The organism is Neorhizobium tunisiense, from assembly GCF_039631515.1.
Taxonomy (GTDB): Bacteria; Pseudomonadota; Alphaproteobacteria; order Rhizobiales; family Rhizobiaceae; genus Neorhizobium.
The window spans coordinates 22,831-35,001 of the sequence record NZ_JBDIUU010000012.1 but is presented as its reverse complement, the minus strand read 5'-3'; the positions used below and the strand labels follow the sequence as shown (position 1 = coordinate 35,001).

15 protein-coding genes are annotated in these 12,171 nt (G+C 61.9%); 5 read left to right on the top strand and 10 right to left on the bottom strand.

The genetic code is table 11. The features are described from left to right. Positions 1 to 28: 28 nt before the first annotated feature. The 3 genes from ABCW43_RS27180 to chvI all read right to left on the bottom strand — a co-directional run bounded on the left by ABCW43_RS27180 (position 29) and on the right by chvI (position 3,077). Complete coding sequence (locus ABCW43_RS27180; RefSeq protein ID WP_345930346.1) at positions 29 to 493, bottom strand: HPr kinase/phosphorylase; 465 nt, start codon at positions 491 to 493, stop codon at positions 29 to 31. Next, the gene (locus ABCW43_RS27175; protein WP_345930604.1) at positions 490 to 2,244 is read right to left on the bottom strand and encodes a sensor histidine kinase; all 1,755 of its coding nucleotides are present in this window, start codon (positions 2,242 to 2,244) and stop codon (positions 490 to 492) included. Before ABCW43_RS27175 ends, ABCW43_RS27180 begins: the two co-directional genes overlap by 4 nt. A 104-nt stretch (positions 2,245 to 2,348) precedes the next feature. Beyond that, the gene (chvI, locus tag ABCW43_RS27170; protein ID WP_345930603.1) at positions 2,349 to 3,077 is read right to left on the bottom strand and encodes a two-component system response regulator ChvI; all 729 of its coding nucleotides are present in this window, start codon (positions 3,075 to 3,077) and stop codon (positions 2,349 to 2,351) included. Between the two features lie 328 nt (positions 3,078 to 3,405). On the opposite strand from chvI, the gene ABCW43_RS27165 reads away from it, so the two are divergent. From ABCW43_RS27165 to ABCW43_RS27155, 3 genes are all read left to right on the top strand, one after another. Further along, entirely contained in the window at positions 3,406 to 5,019 is a 1,614-nt protein-coding gene (locus tag ABCW43_RS27165; protein WP_345930344.1) for a phosphoenolpyruvate carboxykinase, read from the top strand. Positions 5,020 to 5,182: 163 nt separating this feature from the next. Next, entirely contained in the window at positions 5,183 to 5,617 is a 435-nt protein-coding gene (arfB, locus tag ABCW43_RS27160; RefSeq protein WP_038547443.1) for an alternative ribosome rescue aminoacyl-tRNA hydrolase ArfB, read from the top strand. Positions 5,618 to 5,644: 27 nt separating this feature from the next. Further along, positions 5,645 to 6,256, top strand: coding sequence for an alpha-ketoglutarate-dependent dioxygenase AlkB family protein (locus ABCW43_RS27155; RefSeq protein ID WP_345930340.1), 612 nt, complete (start codon positions 5,645 to 5,647; stop codon positions 6,254 to 6,256). A gap of 31 nt (positions 6,257 to 6,287) precedes the next feature. Here ABCW43_RS27155 and coaA read toward each other — a convergent pair whose 3' ends face one another. The 7 genes from coaA to hisB are packed head-to-tail and all read right to left on the bottom strand — an operon-like array spanning position 6,288 to position 10,949. Then, entirely contained in the window at positions 6,288 to 7,283 is a 996-nt protein-coding gene (gene coaA / locus ABCW43_RS27150) for a type I pantothenate kinase (protein ID WP_046628670.1), read from the bottom strand. Continuing rightward, on the bottom strand, positions 7,280 to 7,603 hold the full coding sequence (locus ABCW43_RS27145; protein ID WP_345930337.1) for a phosphoribosyl-ATP diphosphatase: 324 nt from the start codon (positions 7,601 to 7,603) through the stop codon (positions 7,280 to 7,282). Before ABCW43_RS27145 ends, coaA begins: the two co-directional genes overlap by 4 nt. 18 nt (positions 7,604 to 7,621) lie before the next feature. Beyond that, positions 7,622 to 8,410, bottom strand: a complete 789-nt coding sequence (gene hisF, locus ABCW43_RS27140) for an imidazole glycerol phosphate synthase subunit HisF (protein WP_345930335.1) — start codon at positions 8,408 to 8,410, stop codon at positions 7,622 to 7,624. Continuing rightward, a complete protein-coding gene (gene hisA / locus ABCW43_RS27135; RefSeq protein ID WP_345930333.1) occupies positions 8,407 to 9,150 on the bottom strand; it encodes a 1-(5-phosphoribosyl)-5-[(5-phosphoribosylamino)methylideneamino]imidazole-4-carboxamide isomerase in 744 nt (247 codons plus the stop codon). The genes hisF and hisA overlap by 4 nt, the downstream gene beginning before the upstream one ends. Before the next feature lie 29 nt (positions 9,151 to 9,179). Continuing rightward, the gene (hisH, locus tag ABCW43_RS27130) at positions 9,180 to 9,830 is read right to left on the bottom strand and encodes an imidazole glycerol phosphate synthase subunit HisH (RefSeq protein WP_345930331.1); all 651 of its coding nucleotides are present in this window, start codon (positions 9,828 to 9,830) and stop codon (positions 9,180 to 9,182) included. Next, positions 9,830 to 10,321: a DUF2628 domain-containing protein gene (locus tag ABCW43_RS27125; protein WP_345930330.1), complete on the bottom strand. Its 492-nt coding sequence runs from the start codon at positions 10,319 to 10,321 to the stop codon at positions 9,830 to 9,832. The genes hisH and ABCW43_RS27125 overlap by 1 nt, the downstream gene beginning before the upstream one ends. 19 nt (positions 10,322 to 10,340) lie before the next feature. Beyond that, positions 10,341 to 10,949 carry an imidazoleglycerol-phosphate dehydratase HisB gene (gene hisB / locus ABCW43_RS27120; RefSeq protein WP_046607969.1) on the bottom strand — a complete coding sequence of 203 codons (609 nt, stop codon included), beginning with the start codon at positions 10,947 to 10,949 and terminating at the stop codon, positions 10,341 to 10,343. A 189-nt stretch (positions 10,950 to 11,138) separates the two neighbouring features. Here hisB and hslV point away from each other — a divergent pair, with 189 nt between their 5' ends. After that, complete coding sequence (gene hslV / locus ABCW43_RS27115) at positions 11,139 to 11,666, top strand: ATP-dependent protease subunit HslV (protein WP_345930326.1); 528 nt, start codon at positions 11,139 to 11,141, stop codon at positions 11,664 to 11,666. Next, positions 11,659 to 12,171 (top strand): GNAT family N-acetyltransferase, encoded by a 513-nt coding sequence (locus ABCW43_RS27110; protein WP_345930324.1) that lies wholly within the window; start codon positions 11,659 to 11,661, stop codon positions 12,169 to 12,171. The genes hslV and ABCW43_RS27110 overlap by 8 nt, the downstream gene beginning before the upstream one ends.

Sequence of the window (12,171 nt, the reverse complement as noted above, 5' to 3'; positions counted from 1 at the left end):
CAAGTCAAAAAATCAGGCTTCAGGATGATCAAAACGGCATCTCGCCGTGAAAATCAGGCGCGAATGCCACCAGAATGCCCAGAGGGTCCGGTGCGCCGCGCCATATCCGCACAAGTGGAAGGTCGCCGAGACCGAAGATCCGGAAGCGTTCGTTTTCCGGCGGAAGCCTTTTATCTTCGGGCAGAGAGATGATTTCGACCGTTAGGTCCAGCGCCGCGGCGGGGAGGCTTTCAAGACGGGCGATGCCGCTGCCGCGCAGTTCGAGGAGGCCGGCGATCGGTTCCGGCCGGGTGGCGAGGATGTGGTCGCCGTGGCGCGAGACGAGCACCTGATCGTCGGCCACCAGGGCCGCGAAAGCGCCCTGGCGCCGGGCCGCAGCGATACAGGTGAAGGCAAGCATGGATTTGCCGCTGCCGGACGGGCCGGTGAAGAGGAGGCCCCTGGTGCCGATGACGATTGCGGTCGCATGGATATTGACCGGCGTCGTGCTCATTGGTCTTCGCCGCCCGGCAGCGACAGCGTGAAACGCGCCCCGGTCATAGCACCCGTCTTGGCGTCGTGTACGTTCTCCGCCTTCAGTGAGCCGCCATGAGCCTCGGCGATCTGCCGGCTGATGGACAGGCCGAGGCCGGAATTCTGGCCGAAACTTTCGCCGTCCGGCCGGTCCGTATAGAAGCGTTCGAAGATGCGGTTGATATCCTCGGCCTGGATGCCGGGACCGTTGTCTTCCACCGTCACGATCACGCGGTCCTTCGCGTGGGACAGCCGAATGGTGATGCGGCCGCCCTTCTCGGGCACGAAGGATCTGGCGTTCTCGATGAGGTTAGTGATGATCTGGCCGAGGCGAAGATCATGGCCGTTGACCAGGAAGGCCGACCGGTTGCCGGCCTTGTTGTCCACCGTGAGACTGACTTCCACCGGCTTGCGGCCGCTGCGGATCTGCCGGGAAATATCAACGAGATTGCCGAGCAGGTTTTCCATGTCGACGGGCGTCGAATCCTCCCGGGCGAGCTCGGCATCCAGCCGCGAGGCATCGGAAATGTCACTGATCAGGCGGTCGAGACGGCGCACATCGTGGAAGATGATTTCCGTCAGGCGCTGTTTCGACTCCTCGGATTTCGCCAGCGGCAGGGTCTCGACGGCGCTGCGAAGCGAGGTCAGCGGGTTCTTGAGTTCGTGGCTGACATCCGCCGCGAAACTTTCGATCGCATCGATGCGGTCGTAGAGCGCGTTGGTCATTTCGCGAAGCGCGATCGAAAGATTGCCGATTTCGTCCTGGCGATAGGAGAAGTCCGGAATTTCCTCGCGCTGCTTGGCGCCGCGCCGCACGCGGATTGCCGCCGCCGCCAGTCGCCGCAGCGGATTGGCGATGGTCGAGGAGAGCAGCAGCGAGAGCAGGATATTGACCAGCGTCGCGACGCCGAAGACGCGCATGATCGCCAGCCGCTCCGCATGCACGATCTTGTCGATGTCGCCGGCCTGGGTCGACAGGAGAAGCACGCCGAGCACGGCGCGAAAACGCTGGACGGGCACAGCGACGGAAACGATCAGCTCACCGCGGTCGGTAACCCGTACGAGCGCACCCCGCACGCCGGTCAGCGCATTCATCACCTCCGGATAGATCGAACCGTCGCCGCCCGGCGCTTCCTTGTAGACCGGCAGGTTGCCCGGCTGTAGCAGGCGGTTGATGAGGCCCGCAAACCAGTCGCTCCAGGTCTGTGATTCGTTTTCCACCGGCGGCAGGTCGAAGCGCAGCACCTGCCCGCGCGAATAGAGATGCCGAGAATCGAGCAGCAGGTTGGCGTCGGCATCGAAAATCCGGGCACGGGTGCGGGTCGGCGAAATCAGCCGCCTCAGAACCGGGGCGATGCGTTCGGGATCGATCGGGAAATCGAGGTCCTCGTCGTTCGGCACCGGCGTGATGCTCTGGCCGGCCTGCAGTTCGAGGAGTTTCTGGGGGTCGATGGTGATCGAGTTGGTATCGACCGAAGCCGAGGCGGAAATCGCCCCGGCGATGATCTCGCCCTGCGTCAGCAGGCTCTCGACGCGGGCGTCGATCAGCCCCTCGCGGAACTGGTTGAGGTAGAGAATGCCGGCGACCAGCACGACCGTCGCGGCGATATTGAAGAACAGGATGCGGCGGGTAAGGCTCGAGAAGACCGCGTGGCCGAACACCCGTCGAATGAGCGTGAAAGGGCGCGACCAGAACCGCCGCGGCGCGCGGCGTGTCCCGGCCTTCTCCATTCGGGCAATATCGCTGTCGAACGTTTGATCTGCCACTGCAGTCCTTCCACCGGGCCAGCTTAGCGCTGGTCCGGCCGCGGCCTCAAGTTAACCTTTCGCAAGGGTCAAGCCGCCTCGCGGAATCGATAACCCACGCCGTAAAGCGTTTCGATCATATCAAAGTCGTTGTCGACCATCTTGAACTTCTTGCGCAGCCGCTTGATATGGCTGTCGATGGTGCGGTCGTCCACATAGACCTGCTCGTCATAGGCGGCATCCATCAGCGCATCGCGGCTTTTGACGACGCCCGGCCGCTGGGCCAGAGAATGCAGGATCAGGAACTCGGTCACCGTCAGCGTCACCGGCTCGCCCTTCCAGGTGCAGGTGTGTCGCTCCTGGTCCATGGCAAGCTGGCCGCGTTCGAGCGTGCGGGCCGCCTGCTGATCGGTAGCCGTCTTGACCCCGACACCGCCGGCGGCCTGCGCCTCGCGGCTGCCGGCGCGTCGCAGGATCGCCTTGACGCGCTCCACCAGCAGACGCTGCGAGAACGGCTTGGTGATGAAGTCGTCGGCGCCCATCTTCAGCCCGAACAGCTCGTCGATTTCTTCATCCTTGGAGGTGAGGAAGATCACCGGCAGGTCGGACTTCTGCCGCAGGCGGCGCAGAAGCTCCATCCCGTCCATGCGCGGCATCTTGATATCGAAGATCGCCAGCTGCGGAGGGCGGGCGATCAGCCCGTCGAGCGCGGAAGCGCCATCCGTATAGGTTTCGACCTTGTATCCTTCCGCCTCGAGTGCAATCGATACCGACGTCAGGATATTGCGGTCGTCGTCTACGAGCGCGATTGTCTGCATGCTCTCCATCTCCGTCATCATCTAAGCGCATCTCCTGGAATTCACCCCAGCCAGGCGACATAAGCCGACGCGCTTCTTGAGTATAAAGGTGGAACAAATTGTGGCAAAGATAAAGAGGCCGCCGATGATCGTGCGTTTTGGCAATGAAGTTTAAGATAGGGCGGATGCGGATTGAAACAGTTATTTAACCGATTTAAAGAGGAATAAAATTTTTTAAATCGATTAAATATTTGATATTATTAAAGAATTTTCGAGCCGCCTCTTGCCCTTTTAGAAATCTGTCATTAATTTTGCGGGAGTTCCCACGGCAAGCTGAAGGAGTGCGTGCATGGAGGAGTTTGGACTTCACAACCCGTCCAAGGGTTTAGCGGCGATCGGCCTCGGCGATGTATCGCGTGTCTATTACAATTCGTCCGAGGTTGAACTCTACGAAGAAGCGATCCGCCGCGGTGAAGCCGATCTGACGATCGACGGCGCGCTCCGCGCCGTCACCGGCCAGCACACCGGCCGCTCCCCGAAGGACAAGTTCATCGTCCGCGATGCCGGCACCGAGAACCGTGTCTGGTGGGGCGCCGACAACAAGCCCATGAAGCCCGAACACTTCGAAGCCCTCAAGAAGGACATGCTCGCCCATGCGGCCGGCAAGACGCTGTTCGTCCAGGACCTGGTCGGCGGCGCCGATGCCGAATATGCCCTCCCGACCCGCGTCGTCAGCGAGTTCGCCTGGCATGCTCTCTTCATCCGCAATCTGCTGATCCGCCCGGATCGCGCCACGCTCGAAAGTTTCGAAGAGAAGCTGACGATCATCAACCTGCCGAGCTTCAAGGCGGATCCCGCCCGCCACGGCTGCCGCACGGAAACGGTGATCGCCTGCGATTTCACCAACGGCCTCATCCTGGTCGGCGGCACGTCCTATGCCGGCGAGAACAAGAAGTCGGTCTTCTCCGTGCTCAACTACTTCCTGCCGGAAGAGGGCGTGATGCCGATGCACTGCTCGGCCAATGTCGGCCCCAACGGCGATACCGCATTGTTCTTCGGCCTGTCCGGCACCGGCAAGACCACGCTGTCGGCCGATCCGAACCGCACGCTCATCGGCGACGACGAGCATGGCTGGGGCAAAAACGGCGTCTTCAATTTCGAGGGCGGCTGCTATGCCAAGGCCATCAACCTCTCGGCCGAAGCGGAACCCGAAATCTATGCCGCCACCCGCCGTTTCGGCACGGTGATCGAAAACGTCGTGCTCGACCAGAACCGGGTTCCGGACTTTAACGACGATTCGCTGACCGAGAACACCCGTAGCGCCTATCCGCTGCATTTCATTCCGAATGCATCGAAGACCGGCATGGCGCCGCAGCCGAAGTCGATCATCATGCTGACCGCCGATGCTTTCGGCGTCATGCCGCCGATCGCCAAGCTGACGCCGGAACAGGCGATGTACCACTTCCTCTCCGGCTACACCGCCAAGGTCGCCGGCACGGAAAAGGGCGTCACCGAGCCGGAAGCGACGTTCTCGACCTGCTTCGGCGGCCCGTTCATGCCGCGCCATCCGGCCGAATACGGCAACCTGCTCAAGGAGCTGATCGCCCGCCACGGGGTCGATTGCTGGCTCGTCAACACGGGCTGGACCGGTGGCGCCTACGGCGTCGGCCGCCGTATGCCGATCAAGGCGACCCGGGCGCTCCTGAGCGCCGCGCTCGATGGCAGCCTCAAGAATGTCGAGTTCCGTACCGACCCGAATTTCGGTTTCGCGGTGCCGGTCGCTGTTGAAGGCGTCGACAATGCGATCCTCGACCCGCGCTCGACCTGGGCGGACGGCGCCGCGTTCGACGCCTATGCCAAAAAGCTCGTCTCGATGTTCATCCAGAACTTCGGGCAGTATGAAGACCACGTCGACAGCAAGGTGAGAAGCGCCGCTCCGGTCATGCTCGCCGCCGCCGAGTAATCTTTGAAGGATTCACGTGAAACTGCCGGCCCGGGATAACACCCTGGTCGGCGGTTTTCTTTTTGCCGGCTTTGTGGAAAAGATGCGGCCTGCTGCATGTCGCCCGAAAGTGGGTGCCGGTTTCGGGGTAACGGCATGCGCCCAAGGACAAAGACCGGAGACCATGGCCAGCAATCCCCTCGTCATCAACAACCGCATCACCATCGCCGGGTGGGAGCTGACGGAACAGTTCGTGCTGGCGGGCGGGCCGGGTGGCCAGAACGTCAACAAGGTCTCGACGGCCGTCCAGCTTTTCTACGACATCGTCAACACCCCGTCCCTGCCGGAGCGGGTGAAGGAAAACGCCATCAAGCTCGCCGGAAAACGGGTGTCGAAGGATGGTGTGCTGATGATAGAGGCGAACCGGTTCCGCAGCCAGGAACGCAATCGGGAAGACGCACGGGAGCGGCTGAAGGAGCTGATCCTCAAGGCCGCCGAACCGCCGCCGCCGCCGCGCAAGAAAACCAAGCCCACAAAGGGTTCGGTCGAACGCCGGCTGAAGGAGAAATCCGGCCGTTCGGATGTCAAGAAAATGCGTGGCCGGCCAAGTGGCGACTAGGAACGGGAACTGGGCGCGGAGATCGATTTGGCGACGCTTGCAAACGGTATCAGGCACCTTCCGGACTATCTGGATCGACCGGCTCAGGAGCGCCTGGTCGAGCTGATTCGCGGCGTCGTGGCCGAGGCGCCGCTCTACACGCCGGAAATGCCGGGCACCGGAAAACCGATGTCGGTGCGCATGACCAATTGCGGCCCGCTCGGCTGGGTGACGGACAAGGATCAGGGGTATCGCTACCAGCCTTTCCATCCTGTGACGAAAAAGCCTTGGCCTGCGATGCCGAAGGAGCTGCTCGATCTCTGGGAAAAGCTCGGCGAGTATCCGAAGCCGCCGGAGGCCTGCCTGATCAACTTCTATGCCGACGATGCCAGGATGGGCCTGCATCAGGACAAGGACGAGAACGATCTTTCCGCCCCGGTTCTGTCCATCTCGCTCGGCAATAGCTGCCTGTTCCGGGTCGGCGGCCTGAATCGCAAGGACCCGACCGGTTCCTTCCGGCTGGCGAGCGGCGATGTCGTGGTCCTCGGCGGAGAGGGGCGTCTCGCGTTCCACGGCGTCGATCGCATTTATCCGGGCACATCGACGCTGCTGAAAAACGGCGGACGCATCAATCTGACGCTCCGCCGCGTGAATAGCTGACGATTTGATTCAATAGCCGGCGATCGATAGCCTACAGTTTGCGCAGTTCGACCGTTTCCACCAGGTGATTGCGGCCCTTGCGCAGGATGAGATCGGCGCGCGGCCTGGTCGGCACGATGTTCTGCCGCAGGTTCTTGAGATTGATGTTTTCCCAGAGCCCCTCGGCGACGGCACGGGCTGCATCCGCGTCGATCGCGGCATATTTCTTGAAGAAGGAGGTCGGGTCACGGAAGGCGGTCTGGCGCAGCTTCATGAAGCGCTGGACGTACCAGTTGTGGATCTGCTCTTCATCGGCGTCGATATAGATCGAGAAGTCGAAGAAGTCGGAAACGATCGGCACGATTTTGCCGTCGGCCGGCAGCGCCCGTGACTGGAGGACGTTGATGCCTTCGAAGATCAGGATGTCCGGCCGGTCGACCAGCGTGTATTCGTCCGGCAGGACGTCATAGGTGAGATGCGAATAACGCGGCGCCTTGACGTTCGGCTCGCCGGCCTTGATCGCCGACAGGAACCGCAGAATGGTGCCGATGTCGTAGCTTTCCGGAAACCCCTTGCGCTCCATCAGGTTTTCGCGGCTCAGCACGGCATTGGGGTAGAGAAAACCGTCTGTGGTGATGAGATCCACTTTCGGGCTCGAGGGCCAGCGGGCGAGCAGTTCCTTCAGGATACGGGCGGTGGTCGACTTGCCGACCGCCACCGACCCGGCAATGCCGATGATGAAGGGCGTCTTGGTGATGTCGGAAAGGCTCAGGAACCGGTTGCGCTGCTGGAAGAGGCGTTGTGTGGCCTCCACATGCGTCGACAGAAGACGCGACAGCGAAAGATAGATGCGCCGGACCTCGTCGAGATCGATCGGGTCGTCCAGCGAGCGCAGCCTCTGGACCTCGTCGGCGGTGAGCGTCAGGGGCGTGTCGGCACGGAACTTCGCCCATTCTTCAGCAGTGAAGCGGTGATAAGGCGAGTAATATTCGGTGTTCGGGCCGGTTTCGGATAGAGGCGTCTCGGCGGGCTGGGAAGCAATGCTCATGATGTCGGCCGGCTTGCCTTTTCTTGAAGGCCGGACTGGCCGGTCCTTCGCTGGAGTTCGTCGAGCACATCCTGCAACGGTACCGCCGCAATATTCAAGACGACCAAAAGATGATAGAGGAGATCGGCGCTCTCAGCGGTCAGATTTTTGCGATCTTGGCTGATCGCGGCGATGACCGTTTCAACGGCTTCTTCGCCGAGCTTCTTTGCGGCTTTCTCCTGGCCGGAGGCGACAAGCTTCGCCGTCCAGGATTCCTCGGGTGAAGCCTTGGCCCGCTCGGCGACGATCCGTTCAAGGTCAATCAGGGAAAATTCACTCATAACAGTCTTCCCAACCGCTCAATCGAGCCGCATGGCGATGCCGTGCTCTGCCATATAATGCTTCGCCTCACCGACCGTATAGGTCCCGAAGTGGAAAATCGACGCGGCAAGCACCGCCGTCGCATGGCCTTGCTTGATGCCGGCGACCATGTCGTCGAGATTTCCGACGCCGCCCGACGCGATAACGGGCGCGCGGACGCTGTCGGCAATCATGCGCGTCAGCTCCAGGTCGTAGCCGCTCTTGGTGCCGTCCTTGTCCATGGAGGTGACGAGCAGTTCGCCTGCACCCCGCTCGACCATCCTGATGGCGAAGTCGACCGCATCGATGCCGGTCGCGTTGCGGCCGCCATGCGTGTAGATCTCCCAGGCGCTCAGATTGTCGCCACCGACCGCCTGGCTGCGCCGCCGCTTGGCGTCGATCGACACGACGATGCACTGGTTGCCGAATTTATCGGCGGCCTCAGCCACGAAATCCGGATTGGCGACCGCCGCCGAGTTGATCGCCACCTTGTCGGCACCGGCCAGCAGCAGCTTGCGGATATCCGCGATGGTACGCACCCCGCCGCCGACGGTGAGCGGCATGAAGCAATGTTCAGCCGTGCGGGCGACGACATCGAAGATTGTCTCGCGATTGTCGGAGGAGGCCGTGATGTCGAGGAAGCAGAGCTCGTCGGCGCCGGCGGCGTCATAGGCCCTGGCCGCCTCGACCGGATCGCCGGCATCGATGAGATCGACGAAGTTGACGCCCTTGACGACGCGGCCGTCCTTCACGTCCAGGCAGGGGATGACACGGGCTTTGAGGGTCATGCGGCACGTCCTTGTCTGGAGCGGATCAATGCGAGCGCTTCCTGGGGATCGATGCGGCCGTCATAAAGCGCACGGCCGGAGATTGCGCCTTCGAGCCGGGCGGCATCCGGCTCCAGCATGCGGCTGATATCGTCAAGCGAAGCAAGCCCGCCAGATGCGATGACCGGAATGGAGACGGCATTGGCGAGTTCCAGCGTCGACGCCCAGTTGATGCCGGCGAGAATGCCGTCGCGGTCGATGTCGGTATAGATGATCGCCGAAACGCCGGCGCCTTCGAATTTCTTTGCCAGCTCGATGACGCCGAGTTCGGACGCTTCCGCCCAGCCCTCGACCGCGACTTTGCCGCCCTTGGCGTCGATGCCCACGGCGACCTTGCCGGGAAACTGTCTGCAGGCCTCGATGACCAGAGCCGGATCGCGCACCGCGACCGTACCGAGGATGACACGGGTCAGCCCGCGCGCCAGCCAGTTTTCGATATGATCGAGCGTGCGGATGCCGCCGCCGAGCTGCACCGGGTTCTTCGTGGCCTTCAGGATCGCATCGACGGCAGCGCCGTTGACGCTTTCACCCGCAAAGGCACCGTTGAGATCGACCACGTGCAGCCATTCGAAACCCTGGTCCTCGAAGGCTTTTGCCTGGGCTGCCGGGTCGGGGTTGTAGACGGTGGCCTGGTCCATGTCGCCGAGCTTGAGGCGCACGCACTGACCGTCCTTCAGGTCGATTGCAGGAAAGAGGATCATGTCTTCGGTCCTTGGTGGTTTGCGCGAGCTCAGGGCTTCCAGCGCAGGAAATTGGAGATGAGGGCAAGACCCAATGTCTGGCTTTTCTCAGGATGAAACTGGGAGCCGGCCACGTTGTCGCGACCGACGAACGCGGTCATCGGCCCGCCGTATTCGGTGGTCGCGATCACGTCGCTCCGGTGCTTTGCCGCTAGATGATAGGAATGCACGAAATAGGCGTGCAGCCCGTCCGGTCCGGTCGGAATGCCGTCGAACAGCGGGTGAGGATGATGGATATCGAGCGTGTTCCAGCCGATCTGCGGGATCTTCAGATGGGGATCGTGCGGCGTCATTTCGACGACGTCGCCCTCGATCCAGCCGAAGCCCGGCGTGATGGTCTTTTCAAGCCCCCGCGACGACATCAGCTGCATGCCGACGCAGATACCGAGGAAAGGACGGCCCTTGTGTTCGACGACATCGAGGATGGCTTCCCGCATGCCCGGCACGGTATCGAGGCCGGCGCGGCAATCCGCATAGGCGCCGACGCCCGGCAGCACGATGCGGTCGGCGGTCGCCACCGCTTCGGCCTTGTCGGTGAGGTCGATCACGGCGTTGATGCCGGCTTCCCGGGCGGCCCGTTCAAAGGCCTTGGTCGCGGAACGCAGATTGCCGGACCCGTAGTCGATGATTGCGACGCGCATCAGCGTCCTCCATGTTCGAAAAGGCCCATGTGAGGGGCCTGCCATCCGGCGGCGGGCGGTTTTGCCTGCTTTGCCCACTCGGCCGAGACCGGCATCGGTTGTTGTTCAGGCTGCGGCAGGCCGGAGAAATAGATCTCCTCGGCGGTGCGCAGATCGTGAGCGGAGATTACCATTTCCAGTGTCCAGCCGCGACGGATCAGGGCTTCGGAGCGATAATGTCGGCCTTCGAGCGCGATGAGCAGGCTGATGGCGACGCCGAACAGCAGCCCGGCGGTCCAGAAGCCCGGGACTTGCATCAGGACGACGCTGCCAAGCTGGGCGAACAGAATGACGAAGCCGACGATCCATAGCCCGTGCCAGAAAAGCCAGATCCACGGAAACAACAGCGCAAGCCAGGAAAACCCGTCCCGCAGAACGAGGGTCGACTGGTGATCCCTGTCGGATCGGCTTCGCAGGTCATTGGGCGGTGTCAGAACGAGGTAGCTTCTCAAGGATCGTCTCCTCAAGCAGTCAGACCAGCATTCCCTTCGTGGAGGGAACGCGATTGGCCTGCCGCGGGTCGATTTCAATGGCGGCGCGAAGTGTCCGCGCCACGGCTTTGAAGCAGGTCTCGGCGATATGGTGGTTGTTGGCGCCGTAATGGTTCAGCACATGCAGCGTGATGCCGGCGTTCTGGGCCAGTGCCTGAAAAAATTCCCGCACCAGTTCCGTATCGAACGTGCCGATCTTCGGCGCGCTGAACGCGACGTTCCAGACCAGGAACGGCCGGCCGGACACGTCGATGGCCGCCTTGGTCATCGTCTCGTCCATGGCAAGGTCGAGCGAGGCGTAGCGGGTGATGCCGCGCCGGTCGCCGAGCGCCTTGGAGATTGCCTGGCCGATCGCGATACCGGTGTCTTCCACGGTGTGGTGGTCGTCGATATGCAGGTCGCCCGTGACCTCGATATCCATGTCGATCAGTGAATGTCGCGAGAGCTGGTCCAGCATATGGTCGAAGAAGCCGACGCCCGTGGAAATCTTCGCCGCGCCGGTGCCGTCGAGATTGACGGAAACGGAAACGGAAGTTTCGTTGGTCTTGCGGACGATGTTGCCCACGCGTGCGGTTGTGGTCTCACCCATCTGGGTCTGCTCCATGCGGTCGATCAGCGCTCCTTATCAGGCACGACATCAAATATCCAGCAAAAGCAGGGGTGTCGCTGCGGTATCGCGTCATGAGATTGCATTCGCCCTGGACCGACTTACATAAATGCTCAATGGGGCCGAAATACCCTTAGACCAATGCCCGTGGAACGGGCCAACAGGTGCCGAATGACAACGATTATTACTGTGAGGAAGGGCGGCAAAGTCATCATGGCAGGCGACGGCCAGGTGAGCCTCGGCCAGACCGTGATGAAGGGCAATGCCCGCAAGGTGCGGCGCATCGGCAAGGGCGAAGTGATCGCCGGTTTCGCTGGTGCCACCGCCGACGCGTTCACGCTGCTCGACCGGCTTGAAAAGAAGCTCGAGCAATATCCGGGCCAGCTGATGCGCGCGGCCGTCGAGCTCGCCAAGGACTGGCGTACTGACAAATACCTGCGCAATCTCGAAGCGATGATGCTGGTCGCCGACAAGTCGACGACGCTGGCGATCACCGGCAATGGCGATGTGCTCGAACCGGAACACGGAACCATCGCGATCGGTTCCGGCGGCAACTATGCCTATGCCGCCGCCCGCGCGATGATGGATACGGACAAGTCGGCCGAAGAGATCGCCCGCAAGGCGCTCGATATCGCCGCCGATATCTGCGTCTACACCAACCACAACCTGGTCATCGAATCGCTGGACGCCGATGGCTGACGGCGCGCCCCGCTATTCGTTTCGTGATGTCGCGGCAGAGGATTTTCCTCTTCTGGCGACGTGGCTCGCCGAGCCGCATATCGCGAAATGGTGGGGCGGGGTCGACGAGGAACTGGCAAGCATCGAATATTCGATGACGAGCATCGAGACCCGACCGATGATCGCGGAACTGGAGGGGAGGCCGATCGCCTATCTCCAGTATTACGATCCGCATCTCGAAGAGGATCATCCCTATCAGGATCAGCCGAAGGGCACGCTTGGCATCGATATCTCGATCGGCGATCCTGAGCTGGTCGGCATCGGCCATGGCAGTGCGATCATCCGGCAGCTCGTGGGCGAGCTTTTCGAGAACGGCGCGAAAAGGATCGTCATCGATCCGGATCCGGAGAACATCCAGGCGATCCGCGCCTATGAAAAGGCCGGCTTCCGCTACGTCGACACCAGGACATCCATTTACGGTCCGGCCCATTTCATGGCGCTGGACGCACCAGAAGAACGGATTTGA